This is a genomic window from Enterobacter cloacae complex sp. I1M (assembly GCF_014982425.1).
GTDB lineage: Bacteria > Pseudomonadota > Gammaproteobacteria > Enterobacterales > Enterobacteriaceae > Enterobacter > Enterobacter intestinihominis.
This window is the reverse complement of the sequence record NZ_JADCLG010000020.1, coordinates 42,675-65,742: the sequence shown is the minus strand read 5'-3', so window position 1 is coordinate 65,742 and position 23,068 is coordinate 42,675. Positions and strand designations below refer to the sequence as shown.

Annotated in this window: 19 protein-coding genes, 1 tRNA gene and 1 pseudogene; 12 read left to right on the top strand and 9 right to left on the bottom strand. The window is 56.5% G+C overall.

The features are described from left to right. Positions 1–60: 60 nt before the first annotated feature. Positions 61–1,647, bottom strand: a complete 1,587-nt coding sequence (lsrK, locus tag INF86_RS13050) for an autoinducer-2 kinase (RefSeq protein WP_193543598.1) — start codon at positions 1,645–1,647, stop codon at positions 61–63. A 33-nt stretch (positions 1,648–1,680) separates the two neighbouring features. Further along, a complete protein-coding gene (lsrR, locus tag INF86_RS13045) occupies positions 1,681–2,652 on the bottom strand; it encodes a transcriptional regulator LsrR (protein WP_155025578.1) in 972 nt (323 codons plus the stop codon). Between the two features lie 215 nt (positions 2,653–2,867). Here lsrR and lsrA point away from each other — a divergent pair, with 215 nt between their 5' ends. The 6 genes from lsrA to lsrG are packed head-to-tail and all read left to right on the top strand — an operon-like array spanning position 2,868 to position 8,553. Next, positions 2,868–4,355 carry an autoinducer 2 ABC transporter ATP-binding protein LsrA gene (lsrA, locus tag INF86_RS13040; RefSeq protein ID WP_193543597.1) on the top strand — a complete coding sequence of 496 codons (1,488 nt, stop codon included), beginning with the start codon at positions 2,868–2,870 and terminating at the stop codon, positions 4,353–4,355. After that, on the top strand, positions 4,352–5,383 hold the full coding sequence (gene lsrC / locus INF86_RS13035) for an autoinducer 2 ABC transporter permease LsrC (protein ID WP_193543596.1): 1,032 nt from the start codon (positions 4,352–4,354) through the stop codon (positions 5,381–5,383). The genes lsrA and lsrC overlap by 4 nt, the downstream gene beginning before the upstream one ends. After that, positions 5,384–6,361, top strand: a complete 978-nt coding sequence (gene lsrD / locus INF86_RS13030; RefSeq protein WP_032626350.1) for an autoinducer 2 ABC transporter permease LsrD — start codon at positions 5,384–5,386, stop codon at positions 6,359–6,361. Position 6,362: 1 nt separating this feature from the next. Continuing rightward, positions 6,363–7,364, top strand: a complete 1,002-nt coding sequence (gene lsrB / locus INF86_RS13025) for an autoinducer 2 ABC transporter substrate-binding protein LsrB (RefSeq protein ID WP_032626349.1) — start codon at positions 6,363–6,365, stop codon at positions 7,362–7,364. Positions 7,365–7,375: 11 nt separating this feature from the next. Next, positions 7,376–8,263 (top strand): 3-hydroxy-5-phosphonooxypentane-2,4-dione thiolase, encoded by an 888-nt coding sequence (gene lsrF / locus INF86_RS13020; protein WP_022649459.1) that lies wholly within the window; start codon positions 7,376–7,378, stop codon positions 8,261–8,263. Beyond that, entirely contained in the window at positions 8,260–8,553 is a 294-nt protein-coding gene (gene lsrG, locus INF86_RS13015; RefSeq protein WP_022649458.1) for a (4S)-4-hydroxy-5-phosphonooxypentane-2,3-dione isomerase, read from the top strand. The genes lsrF and lsrG overlap by 4 nt, the downstream gene beginning before the upstream one ends. A 138-nt stretch (positions 8,554–8,691) precedes the next feature. On the opposite strand, the gene ygjG is transcribed toward lsrG, so the two are convergent. Beyond that, positions 8,692–10,071 carry a putrescine aminotransferase gene (gene ygjG, locus INF86_RS13010; protein ID WP_193543595.1) on the bottom strand — a complete coding sequence of 460 codons (1,380 nt, stop codon included), beginning with the start codon at positions 10,069–10,071 and terminating at the stop codon, positions 8,692–8,694. Positions 10,072–10,493: 422 nt separating this feature from the next. On the opposite strand from ygjG, the gene INF86_RS13005 reads away from it, so the two are divergent. Both INF86_RS13005 and INF86_RS13000 read left to right on the top strand, forming a co-directional pair. Next, positions 10,494–12,014, top strand: coding sequence for a PAS domain-containing methyl-accepting chemotaxis protein (locus INF86_RS13005; protein ID WP_063146541.1), 1,521 nt, complete (start codon positions 10,494–10,496; stop codon positions 12,012–12,014). 239 nt (positions 12,015–12,253) lie between these two features. Then, complete coding sequence (locus INF86_RS13000) at positions 12,254–13,813, top strand: methyl-accepting chemotaxis protein (RefSeq protein ID WP_045622958.1); 1,560 nt, start codon at positions 12,254–12,256, stop codon at positions 13,811–13,813. On the opposite strand, the gene INF86_RS12995 is transcribed toward INF86_RS13000, so the two are convergent. Beyond that, positions 13,810–14,304 carry a PadR family transcriptional regulator gene (locus tag INF86_RS12995; protein ID WP_017382401.1) on the bottom strand — a complete coding sequence of 165 codons (495 nt, stop codon included), beginning with the start codon at positions 14,302–14,304 and terminating at the stop codon, positions 13,810–13,812. The two genes, INF86_RS13000 and INF86_RS12995, sit on opposite strands and share 4 nt — an antisense overlap. A gap of 145 nt (positions 14,305–14,449) precedes the next feature. On the opposite strand from INF86_RS12995, the gene INF86_RS12990 reads away from it, so the two are divergent. Beyond that, positions 14,450–15,214 (top strand): siderophore-interacting protein, encoded by a 765-nt coding sequence (locus INF86_RS12990; protein WP_193543594.1) that lies wholly within the window; start codon positions 14,450–14,452, stop codon positions 15,212–15,214. On the opposite strand, the gene INF86_RS12985 is transcribed toward INF86_RS12990, so the two are convergent. Further along, entirely contained in the window at positions 15,215–16,384 is a 1,170-nt protein-coding gene (locus INF86_RS12985) for a DNA repair protein (RefSeq protein WP_046620830.1), read from the bottom strand. Between the two features lie 478 nt (positions 16,385–16,862). On the opposite strand from INF86_RS12985, the pseudogene INF86_RS12980 reads away from it, so the two are divergent. Next, positions 16,863–16,991 (top strand): annotated as a pseudogene (locus INF86_RS12980) (porin family protein); the annotation flags it as partial. 275 nt (positions 16,992–17,266) lie between these two features. On the opposite strand, the gene INF86_RS22465 reads toward INF86_RS12980, so the two are convergent. Then, positions 17,267–17,713, bottom strand: coding sequence for a hypothetical protein (locus INF86_RS22465; RefSeq protein ID WP_227414788.1), 447 nt, complete (start codon positions 17,711–17,713; stop codon positions 17,267–17,269). Between the two features lie 335 nt (positions 17,714–18,048). Between INF86_RS22465 and INF86_RS12970 the strand changes: the two genes are divergently transcribed. Next, positions 18,049–18,303: a hypothetical protein gene (locus INF86_RS12970; RefSeq protein ID WP_022649451.1), complete on the top strand. Its 255-nt coding sequence runs from the start codon at positions 18,049–18,051 to the stop codon at positions 18,301–18,303. Between the two features lie 192 nt (positions 18,304–18,495). Here the strand turns inward: INF86_RS12970 and INF86_RS12965 are convergent. Beyond that, positions 18,496–18,571, bottom strand: a tRNA-Ile gene (locus tag INF86_RS12965). Positions 18,572–18,695: 124 nt separating this feature from the next. Between INF86_RS12965 and mug the strand changes: the two genes are divergently transcribed. After that, complete coding sequence (gene mug / locus INF86_RS12960) at positions 18,696–19,202, top strand: G/U mismatch-specific DNA glycosylase (RefSeq protein ID WP_023298636.1); 507 nt, start codon at positions 18,696–18,698, stop codon at positions 19,200–19,202. Between the two features lie 101 nt (positions 19,203–19,303). Here the strand turns inward: mug and rpoD are convergent, their stop codons facing one another. Together rpoD and dnaG are read right to left on the bottom strand one after the other, a co-directional pair. Beyond that, positions 19,304–21,148 (bottom strand): RNA polymerase sigma factor RpoD, encoded by a 1,845-nt coding sequence (gene rpoD / locus INF86_RS12955; RefSeq protein ID WP_006812010.1) that lies wholly within the window; start codon positions 21,146–21,148, stop codon positions 19,304–19,306. Positions 21,149–21,301: 153 nt separating this feature from the next. Continuing rightward, complete coding sequence (gene dnaG, locus INF86_RS12950; protein WP_003862574.1) at positions 21,302–23,047, bottom strand: DNA primase; 1,746 nt, start codon at positions 23,045–23,047, stop codon at positions 21,302–21,304. Positions 23,048–23,068 lie beyond the last annotated feature (21 nt).

Sequence of the window (23,068 nt, the reverse complement as noted above, 5' to 3'; positions counted from 1 at the left end):
CCAGAGGGGAGAGGGTGAAAGGCCGCACGGAGCAGTCCCCTCTCCCCTCTGGGGAGAGGGTTAGGGTGAGGGGCGTGTGTCGCGCATCAGGCCCGGCGCCTGCCACATCGAGGTTGTCAGCCCGCTGTCCACCAGCCCGAGCTGGTCCGCGTACACCGCCTGCCATTTCTGCATCATGCCGTCGTACAGCTCCCGGTGCTGCGGGTTTGGCGTGAACTCGCGGCTCCACTTCACCAGCCGCTCGCCCGTCGAGGCCATATCCGCGTACAGCCCCGCGCCAGCTCCTGCGGCAATGGCGCAGCCGAGCGCCGTTGCCTCTTTGACTTCTGGCACGCGCACCGGCAGGCCGGTGACGTCGCTTAAAATCTGGCTCCACAGGGCGCCCTTTGCGCCGCCGCCGGCAAACACCAGGCTCTCAAACGTCACGCCGGAGAAGCGCGAAATCTGCGCCAGGTTACAGGCCGAGACGATCGCCGCGTTCTCCTCCAGCGCGCGGAACAGCGTCGCTTTGTTGCACTTTTCCGGGTCGATGGAGAGGTTAATAAACGACGGCGCGGCGTGGTACCACTGTTTGAAATGCATCGCGTCGGAGAAGATCGGCATCACCCCGTGGGAGCCCGGCGGGACGCGGCTCGCCATCTCTTCGAGCAGGGAGTAGGGGTCCATTCCCATGCGTTCGGCAATCAGCTTCTCTTCGGCGCAGAAGGCGTCGCGGAACCAGCGCATGGTCAGCCCGGTAAAGAAGCTGATCGACTCTGCCTGCGCCATGCCGGGGATAACGTGCGGGTTTACGCGGATGTTCATCTCAGGGTCGGTGCGCACCTGCGGCAGGTTCACCACCTGTTGCCAGAAGGTGCCGCCCAGCACCGCCGTTTGTCCGGCGCGCACCACGCCCAGCCCCAGACAGCCCAGTTGCACGTCGCCGCCGCCCATCACCACCGGGGTGCCCTCGCGCAGGCCGCTCTGTTGTGCGGCTGCTTTGGTGATGGCCCCCAGCACGGTGCCGGTCTCTTTTACCGGGGAGAGGATATCGGCGCGCAGCCCGGCCATGTCGAGCAGCGCCGGACGCCAGTCGCGGGAGAAGAGATCCAGCATGCCCGTCGTGCCCGCATTGGACGGGTCCACCGCCAGCTCGCCGGAGAGCTTCGCCGCCAGCCAGTCGCTGATCATGGTGATGGTGGCGGCTTTACGATAAATATCCGGACGATGGTGCGCCAGCCACAGCAGGCGCGGCATGGCGCTGAGGGCAAGCGTCTGGCCGGAAACGTCATACACTTCGGATTCAAACCGGTAGTCGTGGATCTCTTTGAGTTCAGCTACCTCTCGGCTGGCGCGGGCGTCGACGTTGGCGCAGGCCCAGATAGCCTCGCCGTTGCGGTCGTACAGCACAATCCCTTCGCGCATCGAACAGCAGGCGACGGACTGAATATCCGCCGCGCTCAGGCGCGCGCGCTCCAGCGCCTGATGAATACACCGGCAGGCCAGCTGCCAGTTGGTGTCGAGGTCGAACTCCATCGAGCCCGGCACGTTCTCGACGCTCAGGTGTTTCCACTCGGCCTGGCCAACGGCAATCTGGTTGCCCTGCAAATCGAAAACAACGGCGCGAACGCTGCCTGTCCCTGCATCTAACGCTAAAAGGTAACTCATGAGCATGCCTCATTGTTAGCGCAGGGAGGGCTCTTAAATGGCCAGAGCCAGCACCGCGCGGGCTGTCGTCTCTTCCGTCACCAGGCCATTAATACGGCGGCCCTTCAGTGCGGCATAAATCGCATCGGCTTTCTCTTCCCCCCCGGCCACGCCTACGATGGTGGGCAGCTGTGCCAGTTCATCGAGCGTGACGCCCAGTAGTTCTTTGTGGATCTCCAGCTCCTCGACGCATTCCCCTTCGGCATTGAGGAAATAGCCAAGGATATCGCCGACCGCGCCCTTGCGGGCGTACATCAACTGTTCACCTTCGCTGATATAGCCGGAGCGCAGTATCGTCGCGTCACGGCGCTGGTTCACCGAGCCAATGCCGACCACCGCCACGTCAGCGGCGGTGGCGGCGAGGATCACGTCCCGCACGCTGGTTTCGCGCTTTAAGATCCCGGCGACTTCAGCGGATGACACGCGAAGCGGGGCAGGGATCATGCTGACGCTACAGGCCGCATCCAGCTGGCCGATACCGGTCATATACGGCCCCACGCCGCCGGAGAGCGTCACCAGGCGGATCTGCTGTGAGCTAATAAAGCCGCTCAGGTGTTGCAGGCTGCTCATGGTGGTTTCACCGAAGCCCACCGCTAACAGCTGGCCGGGCTCCAGCACGCCCATCAGCGACTGGGCCGCGCCAATGCCTAACCGCACGTTCATCGGCGGCGTATTCAGGGCGGGCATCACGCGCACCAGCTTCAGGCTAAATCGTTGTTGCAACTCGGTTTCCAGCGCCAGGCAGCCCTCGTAGCGGGAGTTTATCTGCACGCGGATCACCCCGGACTGACGGCCTTTCTCCAGCAGGCGGGAGATCTTCAGGCGCGGCAGCCCGAGCCGCTCGCCGATGTCGTTCTGGGTCAGCCCGTCGTGGTAGTAGCACCAGGCCACGCGCGCCACCAGCTCCTCTTCCGCCAGTGCCAGCCCGGCAAACCGTCCTTCTTCCGCAGTGCGTTTATCGCTCATAGTTGAACTCTTATAAAAATTTAGATCATATGTTCGTGATGGTGCGGCGTGAAAATGTGAGCCACGCGACAAAACGGATCTTTTCGATCCTTTCCGGTTTATCTGAATCTCAATCGATAAAACTGTGATCCCTGCACGGTTGTAAATATAGTTCACCGTCTACGCTTTTGAACATTATTAAATCTAAAAATCATTTGTTCAATAGCGGAGCGATGATGACACCACTTCTCGAGGCACGTGACATCTGCAAACAGTTCTCTGGCGTGCCTGTGTTAAAAGGCATTGATTTCACGCTGCTTGCTGGGCAGGTGCATGCGCTGATGGGCGGTAACGGCGCGGGAAAATCGACGTTGATGAAAATCATCGCCGGGGTTGAAACGCCGGATCGCGGTGAGCTTTCGGTTGCGGGCGAGTCTTTTGCACGGCTTACCCCGTCGCAGGCGCACCGGTTAGGCATTTATCTGGTGCCACAGGAGCCGCTGCTTTTCCCCAACCTGACGGTGCGGGAAAACATCCTGTTTCGTCTGCCGCGCGAACGAGATCGGGAAAAGCGGCTGGCGGAGAAACTCCAGCAGCTGCAATGTCAGCTTAATCTCGATGCCGCTGCCAGCACTCTGGAAGTCGCGGATCAGCAGATGGTGGAGATCCTGCGCGGGCTGATGCGCAACGCCAGAATTCTGATCCTCGACGAGCCCACGGCATCGCTCACGCCGGGCGAGACCGAACGCCTGTTTCGCCAGATCCGCGCGCTGCAGGATCTCGGCGTTGGCATTGTTTTTATCTCGCACAAGCTGCCGGAAATTCGCATGCTTTCGAGCCACGTCTCGGTGATGCGCGACGGCGCGGTGGTGCTGAGCGGCGAAACCGCGCACTTTGACGATAACGCCCTGATCGCCGCGATGACGCCGGTCAGCCGGGAAAAGTCGCTAAGCGATACGCAAAAGCTGTGGCTGGCGCTGCCGGGCAACCGCCGAACCCAGGCGCAGGATTTCCCGGTGCTGCGGGTGGAGGATCTCACCGGGGAAGGGTTTATCGATCTCAGCCTTGAGATTTACTCTGGGGAGATCGTCGGTCTGGCCGGGCTGGTGGGGTCCGGGCGTACCGAGTTTGCCGAAACGCTTTACGGCCTGCGTCCGGTACGCGGCGGGCGAGTGTGGCTGGAGAACCAGGAGATCACCGCCGATCCGGTCAGTTCCCGTCTGAAAAAAGGGCTGGTTTATCTGCCGGAAGACAGGCAGGTGTCCGGCCTGTTTCTCGACGCGCCTGTCCGCTGGAACACCGTGACGCTGAACGAGCCGTCGCTCTGGCAGCAGCGAAAGCGGGAGTCTGCGGTAGTGGAGCGTTACCACCGGGCGCTGGGGATCAAGCTCAACCATGCGGATCAAACCGTGCGCACGCTCTCCGGTGGTAATCAGCAGAAGGTGCTGCTGGCGCGCTGTCTTGAGGCCAATCCGCTGCTGCTGATCGTCGATGAACCGACGCGCGGTGTGGACGTATCGGCGCGCGCCGATATCTACCAGCTGCTGAAAAGCGTAGCGGCGCAGAACGTGGCAGTGCTGATGATTTCAAGCGATCTCGATGAGTTTCCCGGCCTCGCGGATCGGGTGCTGGTAATGCATCAGGGCGTGATCAGCGGCGAGCTGCCGCGCCACGCCGTCAGTCTCGACCGGATGATGGCGCTGGCGTTTGGAGGGCAATCATGAAGATCTTACTGAAAAACCGCGAGCTGAGCGCGTTTCTCGCCATTCTGGCCCTGTTCGCCGTGCTGGTGGCGCTGAACCCGTCCTACCTTAGCTTACAGACGCTGGGGATGATCTTCGCCAGCTCGCAGATCCTGATTTTGCTGGCCATCGGCGCGGCGCTGGTGATGCTGACCCGTAATATCGACGTCTCCGTCGGCTCCACCGTCGGGCTGTCCGCCATTGCCGTCGGCGTGGCGCTCAACAGCGGCTACAGTCTGCCCGTTTCCATTCTCTTCGCGCTGACGATTGGCGCGCTGGCGGGGGCGTTCAACGGTTTTCTGGTGGTGGGGCTGCGCATTCCAGCGATTGTCGCCACCCTCGGCACGCTGGGGCTGTATCGCGGAGCGATGCTGCTCTGGACCGGCGGGAAGTGGATTGAAGGGCTGCCGCCGGGGCTGAAATCCCTCTCTGAGCCTGCCGCCGTCGGCATTTCTCCGCTCGGCATTGTGGTGTTGATAATCGTGGTCACAGGCGCGTGGATACTGTCGCGCACCGCCTTTGGCCGTGATTTCTACGCCGTGGGGGATAACCTCGCCGCCGCGCGTCAGCTGGGCGTGGCGGTGAACCGCACCCGCATGATCGCCTTTACCCTCAACGGCATGCTCGCGGCCTGCGCCGGGATCGTCTTTGCCGCGCAGATTGGCTTTGTGCCCAACCAGACCGGCAGCGGGCTGGAGATGAAGGCCATTGCCGCCTGCGTGCTCGGCGGCATTTCGCTGCTGGGCGGTACCGGCACGCTGGTCGGTGCGTTCCTCGGCGCGTTCTTCCTCACCCAAATCGATACCGTGCTGGTGCTGTTCAGGCTCCCGGCGTGGTGGAACGACTTTATCGCCGGGCTGGTGCTGCTGGGCGTGCTGGTGCTCGACGGGCGGCTGCGTCAGGCGCTCTCAGGGCATCAGCGGGCGCTGAAATACAGCCGTTTCCAGCCGGGTAACAGAGGGGGAAAGCACGTCACCCCGTTTCCCAAACGCAACAAAGAGGTGGCGTAAATGAGGCTTAACTGGGAAAGCGCGCTGCTGATTTTACTGGTGCTGGAGATCCTGCTCTTCGGCGCCATCAACCCGCGCATGCTCGACATCAATATGCTGCTGTTCAGCACCAGCGACTTTATCTGCATTGGTATCGTGGCGCTACCGCTCACGCTGGTGATTATCAGCGGCGGGATCGACATCTCCCTCGGCTCAACCATCGGCCTGTGCGCTATCGCGCTGGGGGTGATGATGCAGGCGGGGTGGCCGATGGCGGTCGCCATCCCGCTGACGCTGCTGCTCGGCCTGCTGTGCGGACTGGTGAATGCGGCGCTGATCCACTACACCGGCATCAGCCCTTTAGTGATCACCCTCGGCACGCTCTACCTCTACGGCGGCGGGGCGCTGCTGCTCTCCGGCATAGCGGGTGCGACGGGCTACGAGGGGATCGGCGGCTTCCCGGACAGCTTCACGGCGTTCGCTAACCTCACGGTGTTGGGCCTGCCGATCCCGCTGGTGCTGTTCGCGGTGATTACCGCTTTCTTCTGGCTGATTACCCATCGCGGGCGCTTTGGTCGGCATCTGTTTTTAATTGGCCAGAATCCGCGCGCGGCGCGCTATGCGGCGCTGTCGGTGAACGGTATGCCGTATGCGCTGTACGGCCTGGTGGGCGTGGCCTCGGCGATTGCCGCGCTGGTGATGGTCTCCTATTTCGGCTCCGCGCGTTCGGATCTGGGGCGCGATTTACTGATGCCTGCGCTCACCGCCGCCGTGCTCGGCGGAGCGAATATCTACGGCGGCTCAGGTTCGGTTGTCGGTACGGCGCTGGCTGCGCTGCTGGTGGGGTACCTGCAACAGGGTTTACAGATGGTTGGTATCCCCAACCAGGTGTCGAGCGCGCTGTCAGGGGCGCTGCTGGTTGTGGTGGTGATGGGGCGTTCGCTGAGTCTGCACCGTGAATGGGTGCGTTCTCTCTTCAGAAAACTATCCGGAGCGTAAGATGAAAACAAAACTGCTCGTCCTGGCAATGGCCCTCAGCTTCGCTTCGGCGCAGGCGGCGGACCGCATTGCCTTTATCCCAAAACTGGTGGGTGTGGGATTCTTCACCAGCGGCGGCAACGGCGCGAAAGAGGCGGGGAAAGAACTTGGCGTGGACGTGACTTACGACGGCCCGACCGAGCCGAGCGTCTCCGGCCAGGTGCAACTGATCAATAACTTCGTCAACCAGGGCTATAACGCCATCATCGTCTCTGCCGTGTCGCCGGACGGTCTCTGCCCGGCGCTGAAGCGCGCGATGCAGCGCGGCGTGAAGGTCCTGACCTGGGATTCCGACACCAAACCGGAGTGCCGCAGCATTTACATCAACCAGGGCACGCCGGAACAGCTGGGCGGCCTGCTGGTGGAGATGGCAGGCAAACAGGTCACCAAACCGAACGCTAAAGTGGCGTTCTTCTACTCCAGCCCCACCGTCACCGACCAGAACCAGTGGGTGAAAGAGGCGAAGGCCAAAATCGAGAAAGACCATCCCCAGTGGCAGGTCGTCACCACGCAGTTTGGCTATAACGACGCCACTAAATCCCTGCAAACCGCCGAGGGGATCTTAAAAGCCTATCCGGATCTGGATGCGATCATCGCCCCGGACGCCAACGCCCTGCCGGCGGCGGCACAGGCGGCGGAAAACCTGAAGCGGGAAGGGGTGGCGATTGTCGGCTTCAGCACGCCAAACGTGATGCGTCCGTACGTTGAGCGCGGCACGGTGAAAGCCTTCGGCCTGTGGGACGTGGTGCAGCAGGGCAAAATTGCAGTCAATGTCGCCGATCGTTTACTGAAAAAAGGCGATCTTAACCCTGGCGACAGCGTGGAGGTGAAAGATATCGGGACGCTGAAGGTCGAGCCGAACAGTGTGCAGGGCTACCAGTATGAGGCGAAGGGCAACGGCATCGTGCTGCTGCCGGAGCGGGTGGTGTTCACCAAAGAGAACATCAGCAAATACGATTTCTGACGGGGGAGCAAATGGCTGATTTAGACGACATCAAAGACGGCAAGGATTTTGGCATCGGTACGCCGCAGCAGAATGTGCCGTACACCCTGAAGGGCTGCGGTTCGCTCGACTGGGGCATGCAGTCCCGGCTTTCGCGCATTTTCAACCCGCAGAGCAACCGTACGGTGATGCTGGCCTTTGACCACGGCTACTTTCAGGGGCCGACTACCGGCCTTGAGCGTATCGATCTCTCCATCGCGCCGCTGTTTGGCGAAACCGACGTGCTGATGTGTACCCGCGGCATCCTCAGGAGCCAGGTACCTGCCGCGACGAACAAACCGGTGGTGCTGCGCGCCTCCGGCGGTAACTCGATTCTGGGCGAGCTGTCTAACGAGTGCGTGGCGGTGGCGATGGAAGACGCGCTGCGCCTGAACGTCTGCGCGGTGGCGGCGCAGGTCTATATCGGCAGCCCGTTTGAACATCAGTCAATCAACAACATCATCAAGCTGGTGGATGCGGGGGCGCGTTACGGCATGCCGACGCTGGCGGTGACGGGCGTGGGTAAAGAGATGGCGCGCGACGCGCGCTATTTCTCGCTCGCCAGCCGCATCGCAGCCGAAATGGGGGCCCAGTTCGTCAAAACCTACTACGTGGACGAGGGCTTTGAAAAAGTGACCGCCAGCTGCCCGGTGCCGATTGTTATCGCGGGCGGCAAAAAGCTGCCGGAGCATGAGGCGCTTGAGATGTGCTGGCGGGCGATTGACCAGGGCGCGTCCGGCGTGGATATGGGGCGCAACATCTTCCAGTCCAGCGCGCCGCTCGCCATGCTGAAGGCGGTGAAGAAAGTGGTTCACGAGAACATGAGCGCCCGTGAGGCGTTCCAGTTCTGGCAGGAAGAGAAACAGGGAGAAGCAAAATGAACGTGACGCTGGTGGAAATCAACATCAAACCCGAGCGAGTGGATGAGTTTCTGGAGGTGTTTCGCGCCAACCACGAGGGGGCGATCCAGGAGCCGGGAAACCTGCGCTTTGACGTCTTGCAGGACCCGAGGGTGAAAACCCGGTTCTTTATCTATGAGGCCTATAAAGACGAAGAGGCGGTGTTGGCGCATAAGCAAACGCCACACTATCTGGCGTGCGTGGACAAGCTCGAAGAGTTGATGTCAGAGCCGCGCAAAAAACGCTGCTTTGTGGGGTTGTTGCCGGAGTAGCGTTTTGCCCGGTGGCGCTGCGCTTACCGGGCCTACGGGGGCGAGAGGGGGCGGTGTTTGCCCGGTGGCGCTACGCTTACCGGGCCGACATCTGCAGTATGTTGTAGGCCGGGTAAGCGTAGCGCCACCCGGCGTTTTTTACGCCTCTTCCACGCTCACCCGCAGCGCCGCCAGCGCTTTGCGCGCCGCCTTCAGCACCTGCTCACACTGCTCAATGGTGAGCGTCAACGGTGGCTCAATGCGGATGGTTTTCGAGTTGTTGAGCGTTCCCGCCACCAGTACCCGCTGGCGGAACATCTCGCTTGCGAAGCTATAACCGGTTTCGTTATCAACGAACTCAATCGCCATCAGCATCCCTTTCCCGCGCGCATCCTGTACCAAATCCGGGTATTCCCGGCCCAGCTGACGGAAGCCGTCCAGCAGCATGTCGCCTTTCTGCTCCGCCTGCGCAGGCAGGTTTTGCTCCAGCAGCACGTTGATGGTGGCCAGCGCTGCCGCACAGGCCAGCGGGTTACCGCCAAAGGTGGTGGTATGTAAGAACGGGTTGTCGAATAGCACCGAGAAGACCTCCTCAGTGGCGACCGTTGCGCCAATCGGCATCACGCCGCCGCCGAGCGCTTTCGCCAGGCATAAAATGTCTGGCTGAACGTTCTCATGCTCGCAGGCGAACATCCTGCCGGTACGCCCCATCCCGGTCTGCACTTCGTCGAAGATCAGCAGCGCGCCAAACTCATCGCACAGTTGACGCACGGTGGGCAGATAGCCCTGCGGCGGGAGGATCACGCCTCCTTCGCCCTGAATCGGCTCCAGGATCACCGCCGCCACGTCGTCGCCGGTTTTACGGCATTCACTCAGCATGGTGCGCATGGCGTTGATGTCGCCGAACGGTACGTGGCGGAAGCCCGGCAGCAGCGGCATAAACGGTTTGCGGAAGGTGGATTTGGCGGTCGCCGACAGTGCGCCCAGGGATTTCCCGTGGAACGCGCCGCTGGTGGCGATAAAGGTGAATTTCCCGCGCGGCGACTGGTACGCTTTGGCGAGTTTAATCGCCGCTTCGACCGATTCGGTGCCGCTGTTGCTGAAGAAGCTGTATTTCAGCTTACCGGGCGTTAAGGCTGCCAGCGTTTTCGCGAGCATGGCGCGAAGCGGATCGAGCAGTTCCTGGCTATGGAGAGGTTGTTTCGCAAGTTGATTCTGTACGGCGGAAACCACAACTGGATTACGGTGCCCCACGTTGAAAATACCAAAACCACCCAGGCAATCGATAAACTCCTGTCCCTGGGTGTCGACAAGCGTATTCAGACTCCCCGCTTGCCACTCTACGGCTCCGTAATCCCCGCCGGCGGTAACAGATTTGCGATACTCCAGAAAACCAGGATTCACATGCTCTTTAAAGTAATCAATGACCTCACGGTTAAGTTGTTTCATCTCCTCATGATCAAGCGTTCGCTTTTCAATGAGATTCAGTGCGTGCGCGGTACAGGCAAGAGCCGAGGCGCTGGAAGGTAACCTGTTCAAAATATGCTCCCGGGGATCGCGTATCACATGATACTGAGTTAAGTATTGCAGGGATTACGCCACCTCAGATGCCTTAACAAAAATCGGGATAAACGCCAGGTGAAATCAAAGTTGCACAATATTTAATCATGCCATCGCGCGCCGCACGGGATAAGGGATAACGAGCCGGGGATTGGGTTTCGTCAATTGCACTGCTCCAGGGCAGGAAATGCGCCTTAAGTGTGCGCCGGAGGATCATGCTTTGTAGGTAGTTTCGTGTCGAAAGTATTTTAAATCAATAAATTAGAAAAGCGTACGAAAAGTGCGGTTTAACCGAGATTTGCGATCTCAATCATATTTAACAACTAAAGATAAATTTTTTATCGCCGAAAAAACATAAGCCACAAAATTAACATTCAAATAACCTGCAAGGGATGCTCACTATGTCCTCTCCTGACTATGTCACCCAGAATGAATATCCGCTGGACGATGACACCACGCTTATGTCGACCACCGACCTCCACAGCTACATGACCCACACTAACGACACCTTTGTGCAAGTGAGTGGCTTTACGCTTCAGGAGCTGCTCGGGCAGCCGCACAACATTGTGCGCCACCCGGATATGCCGAAAGCGGCTTTTGCCGACATGTGGTACACGCTGCAAAAGGGCGAGCCCTGGAGCGGGATTGTCAAAAACCGACGTAAAAATGGCGATCACTATTGGGTACGCGCCAATGCGGTACCAATGGTGCGTAACGGTCAGATGACGGGCTATATGTCCATTCGTACCCGCGCCACCGAGGACGAGATCGCCGCGGTGGAGCCGCTTTATAAGGCGCTCAATGAAGGACGTAGCAAAAAACGCATTCATAAAGGGCTGGTGGTGCGCAAAGGCTGGCTCGGCAAATTACCGGCGATGCCGCTGCGCTGGCGCGTGCGTAGCGTAATGGCGGTACTTTTTGCGGTGATGGCTGCAACGCTGGTTGCCAGTGCCGCAGGCTGGGCTTCGCTGGTGGCGGCAGCCGTGGTGATGCTGCTTGGCACCCTGGTGTTTGAGCAACAGATTGTCCGCCCGGTGGAAAACGTCGCAAGGCAGGCGCTCAGGGTCGCTACCGGCGAGCGTAACAGCGTGCAGCATCTTAACCGCAGCGATGAACTGGGGCTGATGCTGCGGGCCGTCGGACAACTGGGGCTGATGTGCCGCTGGCTGATCAACGACGTCTCCAGCCAGGTGGTGAGCGTGCGCGACGGCAGCGACAGGCTGGCGCAGGGCAATGAAGATCTCAACGACCGCACGCGCCAGACCGTGGCTAACGTGCAGCAGACTGTGGCAACAATGAACCAGATGGCGGCGTCGGTACAAAGTAACTCCGAGACCGCAGCCGAAGTCGACAAGCTGTCGATGGCTGCCAGCAGCGCGGCCACGCAGGGCGGCACCGTGATGCAGACCGTGGTGAAAACCATGGATGACATTGCCGACAGTACCCAGCGCATTGGCTCTATTACCTCGCTTATCAATGACATCGCCTTCCAGACCAATATTCTGGCGCTGAACGCCGCGGTTGAGGCGGCACGCGCGGGCGAACAGGGGAAAGGCTTTGCGGTGGTGGCGGGCGAAGTGCGTCATCTTGCCAGCCGCAGCGCGAACGCGGCTAACGATATTCGCAAGCTGATCGACGCCAGCGCCAGCAAAGTGCAGTCGGGCGCCGATCAGGTCCACGCCGCGGGACGTACCATGGATGATATTGTCGAGCAGGTGAAAAACGTCACGCAGCTTATCGCGCAGATCAGCCACTCCACCTCCGAGCAGGCGACAGGCCTGACAGAGCTGACCCGTGCCGTGGCAGAACTGGACAGCATTACGCAGAAAAATGCTGATCTGGTCGAAGAGAGCGCGCAGATTTCCGCGATGGTTAAGCACCGGGCCGGACGTCTTGAAGATGCGGTTACCGTGCTTCATTAAGAAATGCATGCTTCGATAAAGCCGTTTATTCCTCCAGGGTAAACGGCTTTTTTGTTTTTCAGAATAAGTTATGTTGTTAATGAAATATTAAGTAACTAAAAAAAGCACCCGATTTTTAATTGCTACGCCCCGGATTCATTGAAAGTGAGAAATAAAAAAACGATCAAAGTCATAAAGTTAGCGCGTTTCCTACCGATAACAGCGATCGTCTGAGAAATAATCACATCGATGGGGTAAATATGTTCATACATGACGTAAAGATCGGCACGAAATTATTTCTGGCGTTTGGATTATTTATTGTCCTGATGGTCGTCAGCGCAAGCTTGTCTCTGATGAGCCTGAATCGGGCAAACAATGGAATGCAAACCATTCTTACCAGCGACTATCCAACTACGGTAAAAGCGAACCAGTTAATCGACAACTTCCAGGAATTTATCAGCACGCAGCAGCTCATGCTGCTGGACGAACAGGGAACGTACACGACGCAATCAGAACAGCGTCTGAAGGCGATAAGCGAGCGCATCACCGCAATCCTGAGCGAGCTGGACAACGCTCTCAAGGATAAAAAATCCCAACAGGTGCTGGCGGACATCCACGGCGTACGCCAGCAATATCTTGACTCGCGCTACCGCATTTTGCAGTCCGTGCAGAATAACGACCGTGCGGGCGCGATAAACGAGATGATGACCAACACCCTGGACCTGCAACAGTCTTATAAAGCGAAAGTGCAGGCGCTGATTGCGATCCAGGATCATGAAATGCAGAGTGCGGGCGAGCAGGTGGAAGGCGATTTCCGCACTAATCGTCTGCTGCTGATCCTGATTACGCTTTTCAGCGTCGCGGCAGCCAGCCTGACTGGCTGGTTCATTGTGCGATCCATTACCCGCCCGCTGAACGACGCGGTGAATTTTGCGGAGGCCATCGCCGATGGCGATCTCACCGGCAGCATTACCTCGCACGGTAAAGATGAAACCGGACTGCTCCTCACCGCATTGATGGAGATGAAAACGCGCCTGCTGGAGATTGTGCAGCAGGTGCAAACCGGATCGGAAAACATCTCCAGCGCCGCCGCGCAGATTGTCGCAGGCAACCAGGATCTGGCTGCCCGCACGGAGGAGCAGGCCAGTTCCGTTGAGCAGACGGCCGCGTCGATGGAGCAGATTACCGCCACGGTGAAGAACACCGCGTCCCACACCGGAGAAGCGACGAACCTGTCTGCCGATGCGGCTGCCGTGGTCAAAAACAACGGCGAGATGATGAAGCAGGTCACCAGCAAAATGCGCCTGATTAACGAAACATCGAACAGGATGTCCGACATTATCGACCTGATCGACGCCATTGCCTTCCAGACCAACATTCTGGCGCTGAACGCGGCGGTCGAAGCGGCGCGCGCGGGTGAGCATGGCCGCGGCTTTGCGGTGGTGGCGGGTGAGGTACGCCAGCTCGCGCAGAAAAGTGCAACATCTGCGAGTGAGATCCGCCAGCTGATTGAAAGCTCCACAAGCCAGACGCAGGACGGCATGAACCTTGTGGAGAAAGCCAGCGGGCTTATCAACGGCATGGTCGGCAACGTGGAAGAGATGGACGTCATCCTGCGTGAAATTCGCCAGGCCAGCCATGAACAGACGGAAGGTATCTCGCAGATCAACAGCGCGATTGGCCTGATAGACGCCACCACCCAGCAGAACTCCGCGCTGGTGGAGGAGTCCGTTGCGGCGGCGGCATCCCTTAACGAACAGGCGATGCACCTGAAAGAGCTGGTCCGCGTGTTCCGCGTGAGCGACGGCGTGCTGGCTTAATCCAGCTGGGAGATCTCCAGTGCCGCGCGGTCAATCACGCCGATAATCTGTTTTAACTGCGCGTCGCTGAGTTCTCCCTGATTAACCTTCAGATCCAGAACCGCTTTGAAGTTATCCAGCGCCCGCTTCATCTGTGGGTTTTTGCGCAGCTGGAACCCGACGGAGCGCGCCTTGATACGCGTCTGGATCTGCTCCAGCTGTTCCCGATTGTCATCCAGCCATTGCTGCCCGGCGGCGTTAATCGCAATCCGCTTACGGCCGTTCTCTTCTTCGGTAATGGTGATCAGCGCCTGATCCTGCAAGTAATCCAGCGTCGGGTAGATCACGCCAGGGCTTGGCGTGTAATGTCCCTGCGTCAGGTTCTCGATCTCTTTAATCAGCTCATAACCATGGCTCGCGTTGCGGGTCAGGATATCCAGGATCACCAGCCGCAAATCACCATGGCCAAAAAATCGTGGCCGGCGTCCGCCGCCGTCGTGTTCGTGTCGCATGTTTCTTCCTCAATTTGATATATCTAAACTATATCTAAGATATATTCAGATGCAATCTAAAAGATCTTGATTTCTGAGTTAATAGCAATCATTATCATTAAAAATTCATTCCGATATATCGTATTCACCTGAGAAGGGCATCAACATGGCATCTACCCGTTACCCTCAACGTGTCCGCAATGACCTGCGTTTTCGTGAGCTGAACGTGATGCGCACTGAGCGAGTCAGCGCAGGATTTCAGCGCATTGTACTAGGCGGCGAGGCGCTGGAGGGCTTTAGCTCTCGCGGCTTTGACGACCATACCAAAGTCTTTTTCCCGGCACCGGGCACCCCTTTCGTGCCGCCTGTGGTGACCGATGAAGGCATCGACTGGGGCGACGGGGTGCGTCCGCAGGCGCGTGACTACACCCCGCTGTACGATGACGAAAAACACGAGCTGGCGCTCGATTTTTTCGTGCATGATGGCGGCATTGCCAGCAACTGGGCGGTAGAGGCGATGGTGGGCGACAAGCTGACCATCGGCGGTCCGCGTGGTTCGCTGGTGGTGCCGGAAGATTACGCCTGGCAGTTGTACGTGTGCGACGAGTCGGGTATGCCCGCGCTGCGCCGCCGTTTAGAAAGCATCGCAAAACTGCCTGTTCCCCCTGCGATCCACGCCATCGTCACCGTGGGCGATGCGGCGTACCAGGACTATCTGGCGCACCTGAGCGGGTTCAACATCACCTGGGTTATCGGCCACAACGAGCAGGCGGTAGCCGACCATCTTGCAGCGCTGGCCGTGCCGGAAGAGGATTACTTTATCTGGCTGACCGGAGAGGGGAAGGTGGTGAAACGCCTGAGCCGTCAGTTTGAAACCGACGCAATTGACCCACAGCTGGTACGTGCCAGTGCGTACTGGCACGCCAAATAATCAGGCTGCGGGATCCAGCTGCGCTTCGCTCACCTGATGTTCGAGCGAGGCGCATACCTCTCTCAGCGCTTTCTCCTGCTGGGCAAAGTAGGCTTCCATATTGCTGAGCGACGAGACGAGCAGCCAGGACTCTTCCTTCTCCAGCTCTGCCAGCTCGTTCACCAGGGTGTCGATTTGCTCACGCACCTGCGCCATTTTTTTGCGAATACGTTCCAGGTCGTTCAGCCTGTCGCTCGCCATCATCGGTTCAAACCCTTGTTGCAGACGGGCGACCAGCGAGCGAATGGCCTTCACGTCGCCGCGCTGTTTGGCCTGGTTGAGTTGCACCATCATCCTGTTGGCTTCCTCTTTTAAATCATCGGCAACCAGATCCGGGTGGCATAGCTTGCTCGCCTGACGCCAGAGCCGCTTCAGCTCGTTCCGATCCTCTTCAGAGAGATCCTTGCCTTTACGCAGGCGCACCTCGGCATCATGATGCTGTTCGCGATACTTTTTGTACTCTTCGTTGGCCTCATCGCGCGCCTGACGTGCTGGCTCTTCTTCACGCGTTAAACCGGTCTCCAGCTCCATCGCTTCGGCCAGTAGGTTGGCAATCAGATTACTTTGCTGCTGAAGATGCTTGCGCGCCTCTGCCGCCTGAACGGAATCCGCAGGCAGATCTCGCCAGCGCCGGGTGAGCGTTGTCAGATCCTCTACGGCCTGCGCCATATAGCCCTGGCAGCGGCGGTAATCCTCTTCCCGACGACGCGTCTCCGCCTGCTGACGACGCAGGTTAAGCTCCGCCAGCGTTTTACGCAGGGCGAGGATCTGCTGCATCAACGGCCCGAGGCGGGAGAAATAGAGATCGTTGAATTCATCAAGCTGCTGTACCCGGGCGTTACGGCGATCAATCAGATCGCGCAAGCGCTCTTCCAGAGCTTTCAGCTCCAGCTTGCTGGCCGCCAGTTGCGGGTCACGCCACGGGGTAACGGCGCGCTGGCTTTGCAGCCAGGCGGTGATAGCGCGAAGGGCTGCGGTGTAATTTTTCTGCTCAAGCGCCGCGACGATGGACAGGAGATTATCGTCAAAGGCTTCCTCTTTGAGACGTTTCAACTGGCTCCGGATGATGTCGTCATCTTCCAGCTCAATGGCATTTTTAATGATTTCTAGCCGTTTGATCGGTGTGCTCATGATGCCTTTCGCTCTGGCGCTTAAGTATTTGAGTTAAGGTTAGTTGTTGTAAAAGCTACTGGAAATAATACACACGGATGATGATCGGCGCGATGGGGGATTTCTTTAGAATTGCAGAATGTGAAGATGGGCGCGTAACAGATGAAATGAGCAGGTTGCTTTTGATGATAAGCGCTAATCCGTTGAAATAACTAGCAATCGCTTTAAAACCAAGACCAGTCCCTACTTAAAATTACCAGGTAAAACGCGTATTCCCCCGAATAGTTTGCCCTTTCGGGAGTGCTTACGCTTCGTGTCACTGACTTTTCCTGACACCGGCAGACGATGGTTCGCCGTGCGGAATGCTTTTCCAAAGGAGTGTTGATGAAGATGAAAGCTATTGTAGTCGCCCTGCCGATCGCGATGATCCTGGCTACCGTTCTGGCGGCAAACAGAAAGAGCACTTAGGCGGTGAGCGTCTGTATGTCGACCGGGGCACTATTTCGATATGGGTAAGATCGACAGTGGATATAACAACTATGCGAACATGCGTGGCTTAAAGGATGAGCAGATGAAGGCGCATATTGTCTCTAACGAATTTACGCTGGGCATGCGTTACGTGTTTTAACCTGTTGTGAATATCACTGCTTTAAAGCAAGGCCAACACCGTGGGAGTGTGGGGCTGGCTTTTTTCTTGTGCGCATGTGGCATGTGGGGTTCCTGATTTCCATCAAAACCAACGATTATGTTTTACATAAAAATAGGTAACGATGATGATCCATGTCAGGGTAAGAATACCAAAATAGTCAGGGATTAAACGCGCAAAAAAATAAGCACCAGCAACGATGAGCGCTATAGGGATATAATAAATATATGATTGCAAAAACCATAATATTGCTCGTTTCATCTTTTTAATAACTCATATAAAGCATCGCCGATTATTTCCTCATTGTTGCCACCTGATTCAATTTGATAAATTATTTTTGTCATTTGCGGTTCAATAAGAAAGTAAAGCATCTCCAGATTCTGTTGGTACAATGCCTGGTAATATGCAGGGTCCTGAAATTTGAGCTTATTAGCTGCTAGCGCCGCCACCTGTGCTTTCGAATAGATTATAGCACCGTTAACATACATTGATGATAAAGAATTAACCATTCTGATATGCGACTCGTGAAAATCGCCGCTACTGATTATCAGCTTTGCAATAGTTAAGGACAGCGCTAGTTTGCTAGATTTCTCAGCGTACTCATAAGCCTTATCGCCTAATTCCTTTTTAAGAAATGCAGCGAGATTGTTACTTTTTTGCTCTCCCAGTCTTTTGAGAGTTTTCTGAAAGTAAATCTCAACCATATCAAGAGCAACATCGTTTCGGTTATAGATTTCGGCAAGTGCTAATGTGAGACGGCGGTCTTCATTTATTAGCTCGCGACAGGTATTGCGTTAGTAATCGTCTGGTATCAGGCACGAACCATAGTTAATTATACGTTGTGTACCAAGCTTTAGATTTTCGATAGCACTCAAATTGGTAGCTTGTATTTCTCGCAATGCTTTGGTTAGCGCCAGGGCTAGATTCCTTTCTGATTGCAACTTCATTTTTGCATAGCCGTCTGCCATTGTAATTTCCCTTGTTGTAACATTACCCTGTCAATAATTGATCATCATTGTCATAGGGGGCAAGGAAGAAAATGAAAAAAAGCGGTAGAGTGGCAATTTATGTTCTAGTGGTGATTATTTTCTTTCTAACTATTCCAGAGATCGTCGTTCGTGTACTCACTCCGGAGCAGTTTGCTCGATTGGGTGATTTTACAAGCTTTGGTGGCTTGTTTAGTCATATCCTTTCTTTATTGATTTTCCTTGGCTTAGCTTCAATTCTGCTGGGCATACTCGCCATTTTTGTAACGAAAAAAATTTACCGCCATGTCACTCGATACAAAAGCTAATCTTCAAAACTGATCCACAAGGCGGCAGGTGAGGGGGGAGTTAAGTGTGTTCTGATCTGCGTCATACAATTGGGGTCTGGATCGAGATCGGGTTCAGTTAAGATGCCATGTAACGATAATGGAACACTGTCAGTTACATAGAAAAAGCCACTCGTTAGAGTGGCTTAATTATATGATTCTAAAGCTAAAATTTGGTGGCCCCTGCTGGACTTGAACCAGCGACCAAGCGATTATGAGTCGCCTGCTCTAACCACTGAGCTAAGGGGCCGTGGCGGTGAATTATAAAGTAACTCACCTCAGCAATCCAGCCATTCACACCTGCCTGCTGTTTTTATAAACAACGCATAATCAATCCTTTATACTTATCTTAAGATGCATAGACAGGAGTAGAGATGATCAATGATATTCTGGCCCCTGGCCTGCGGGTGGTGTTCTGCGGAATCAACCCGGGCAAGTCCTCGGCGCACACCGGTTTTCACTTTGCTCATCCGGGAAATCGCTTCTGGAAGGTGATCCACCAGGCCGGTTTTACCGACAAACAGCTTAAGCCGGAAGAAGAGCAGCAGCTGCTGGATACGCGCTGTGGCATCACCATGCTGGTCGAGCGTCCAACGGTGCAGGCGAGCGAAGTAAATCTGCATGAGCTGCGTACTGGCGGGCGGGAACTGGTGAAGAAGATTGAAGACTACCAGCCCGCGGCGCTGGCGATCCTCGGCAAGCAGGCCTACGAGCAGGCGTTCAGCCAGCGCGGTGCGAAGTGGGGTAAGCAGAACATTACCATTGGCGTAACGCAGGTTTGGGTGTTGCCGAATCCGAGCGGGCTGAACAGGGCGACGCTGGACAAGCTGGTGGAGGCGTATCGGGAACTTGATGAGGCGCTGGTGGTGAGGGGGCTTTAGCTCCTCTGCGGCCTGATGCCCTCACCCTGGTCCTCTCCTACAGGAAGAGGGAATAAACAAAAAAAAGCTCCCGATTGGGAGCTTTTTGCGGTTTACATGGGTTAGTCGTCCAGGAAGCTACGCAGTACTTCAGAGCGGCTCGGATGGCGCAGCTTACGCAGCGCCTTCGCTTCGATCTGACGGATACGTTCGCGGGTAACGTCAAACTGTTTACCCACTTCTTCCAGCGTGTGGTCGGTGTTCATGTCGATACCGAAACGCATACGCAGCACTTTGGCTTCACGGGCGGTCAGGCCAGCCAGCACGTCGTGCGTGGCAGCACGCAGGCTCTCGGTGGTGGCAGAGTCCAGCGGCAGCTCGAGGGTGGTATCCTCGATGAAATCACCCAGATGCGAATCTTCATCATCACCGATTGGCGTTTCCATGGAGATTGGCTCTTTAGCGATTTTCAGCACTTTACGGATCTTGTCTTCCGGCATCAGCATGCGTTCAGCCAGCTCTTCCGGCGTCGGCTCGCGGCCCATCTCCTGCAACATCTGGCGAGAGATACGGTTGAGTTTGTTGATGGTCTCAATCATATGCACCGGAATACGGATGGTGCGCGCCTGGTCTGCGATAGAGCGGGTGATCGCCTGACGGATCCACCAGGTAGCATAGGTGGAGAACTTGTAACCACGACGGTATTCAAACTTATCTACCGCTTTCATCAGACCGATGTTGCCTTCCTGAATCAGATCCAGGAACTGCAGGCCACGGTTGGTGTATTTCTTGGCGATAGAGATAACCAGACGTAAGTTCGCTTCAACCATCTCTTTCTTCGCACGGCGGGCTTTTGCTTCACCGATGGACATACGACGGTTGATGTCTTTCACCTGCTCGATGGTCAGGCCGGTCTCTTCTTCAATCTGATGCAGCTTTTGCAGGCCGCGCTGTACGTCTTCTTTCACGTCGTGCAGCTTTTCAGACCACGGCTTGTTCATCGCGATAGCGGCGTTGAACCAGGTTTCGCTGGTTTCATTGCCGGTGAAGAGGGTGATGAAATTCTTCTTCGGCATTTTGCACTGTTCAACACACAGCTTCATGATGATACGTTCCTGGGTACGTACGCGATCCATCATCACGCGCATGCTGTTCACCAGGTAGTCGAACTGTTTTGGCACCAGGCGGAACTGTTTGAACACTTCCGACAGCTTCAGGATCTCTTCCTGAGCGGCAGCATGGCTGCGGCCTTTCGCTTTGATGGTGTCACGCGTCACTTCGTACTGAGTACGCAGCTCGGCAAACTTCTCGCGCGCCAGTTCAGGGTCGATGCTGTTGTCGTCGTCGCTGCTGTCGTCGTCTTCTTCTTCATCTTCGTCTTCGTCGTCATCCATCTCTTCCTGAGACAGCTCAGAACCGACGTGAGTGGCGGTTGGCGCCATATCTTCTTCAGCGTTCGGGTCGACAAAGCCAGTGATCAGATCGGACAGACGCGCTTCTTCCGCTTCAACGCGATCGTACTGCTCCAGCAGATAGGTAATCGCTTCCGGGTATTCGGCAACAGAGCACTGAACCTGGTTGATCCCGTCTTCGATGCGTTTTGCGATGTCAATTTCGCCTTCGCGGGTCAACAGTTCAACGGTACCCATTTCACGCATGTACATGCGGACCGGGTCAGTGGTACGCCCGATTTCAGATTCCACGCTGGACAGTACCTGTGCAGCAGCTTCTTCCGCATCTTCGTCAGTGTTGTTGGAGGTTTCAGCCAGCAACAGATCATCGGCATCCGGTGCTTCTTCCATCACCTGAATGCCCATGTCATTGATCATTTGGATGATATCTTCGATCTGATCTGAATCGACGATATCTTCCGGCAGATGGTCATTGACCTCGGCATAGGTCAGATAGCCTTGCTCCTTACCGCGTTGGACAAGAAGTTTCAGCTGTGACTGCGGGTTTTGCTCCATAAGACGGTATCCACACTTAATTCGTTTGATTGGTGTCGGCGATAGGGCTGCCAACCTTTAAAGCGAGGGCGTACTTATATTTTTGCCGCTGCCTCTCAGTGCGGCTGCCGGGGGCTTCCCGATCGATATTCGGCACTTAAGCCGTTAAATTTTTTATTTCTTCGCCAGTTCCTGGTTAATCATCCAGAGCTCCCGGCGTTCTTCGCTGCTTAAGCCATGGGTGCGCTCGCGAGCTATCAACTCTTCCTGGCGCAACTCAAGCATCGAATCAAACATATGGTTGAGTGAGTCGGTGAACGTTTTTTCTGCGATATCCTTATCTGCTATATCGTCCCACATCGACAGTTTTTCAAGGGTAGCGGCCTCTTTTGTGCCGCGATAATGCTCTAAAAGTTGTCCGGTGGTCAGACCTGGCTGCGACAAACAAGTGTTGACCAATTCTGAAAATAAGCCAAGTCCGGGCAATTTTTCGTGGTTCAAACCCGCCAGTGACGGCACTTGCGGAGCAAGTTCGGGGTTTTGCACCAGCAACCCTATCAGTATACGCATGGTTGTGCGTTTTAGCTGAGGCGCGGGGCGTACCGTGCCGTTTTCAGCCTGTTTAGGCATTAAACGTTCAAGCTGGCTGTCATCCAGAATGCCGAGCTTGTTGCCTAACTCCTGACGCAGATAGATGCGCAGCGTTTCGCCGGGCACCTGGCTGATTAACGGCAGCGCCAGCGTGCTGAGCTGCGCGCGCCCGTCAGGGGTACTCAAATCCACCTGCGGCATCAGGCTGTTAAACAGAAACGTGGAGAGCGGCTGAGCCTGCTCCATCCGCGCTTCAAATGCCGCTTTACCCTCTTTACGCACCAGCGTATCCGGGTCTTCACCGTCGGGCAGGAACATAAAGCGTAGCTGACGCCCGTCGGTCATATACGGCAACGCGGTTTCCAGCGCTCGCCAGGCGGCGTCGCGTCCTGCGCGGTCACCGTCGTAACAGCAAATCACGTTGTTGGTGACGCGGAACAGCAACTGGATATGGTCCGCCGTGGTGGACGTTCCCAGCGACGCAACGGCATAGTTAATGTCGTACTGCGCCAGCGCAACAACATCCATATAGCCTTCGACGACCAGAAGACGCGGAGGTTCCGCATTATCCTGCTGTGCCTCATAAAGACCGTAAAGCTGGCGGCCCTTATGGAAAATATCGGTTTCCGGGGAGTTAAGGTATTTCGGCAGGGCATCACCCAGCACGCGACCACCAAAACCTATCACCCGGCCACGCTTGTCGCGGATCGGGAACATCACCCGTTCACGGAAGCGGTCGTAGCTTCGTCCCTGGTCGTTGGTGACCAGCATGCCTGCGTCGATGAGGGATTTACGATCTTCGCTATTGCCGCCAAAACGCTTTAACACGTTGTCCCAGCCGGGCGGGGCGTAACCAATAGCGAAACGCGCAATCACATCGTCGCTCAGTCCGCGCTTGTTCAGATACTGACGCGCAGGCTCAGCCGCAGAGTGCTTAAGAGACTGTTGGTAAAACGAATTCAGGCCATCCATCAACTGATATAGCGTTTGCCGCTGATGGCGCTCGATCTGACTTGGCCCACTGCCTGCTTCATACGGCACTTCAAGGTTATGCATCGCCGCCAGCTCTTCGACGGTTTCAACGAACTCGAGCTTATCGTAGTTCATCAAAAAATCGACGGCATTACCGTGTGCGCCACAGCCGAAGCAATGGTAGAACTGCTTTTCACCGTTTACGGTGAAAGAGGGGGTTTTTTCGTTATGGAACGGACAGCACGCATGGTAGTTCTTGCCCTGCTTTTTTAGCTTCACCCGCGCGTCGATGAGATCGACGATGTCGGTTCTGGCAAGCAGGTCATTGATGAAAACGCGTGGGATTCTTCCGGCCATATGCCCCAAAAATTTAAGCGA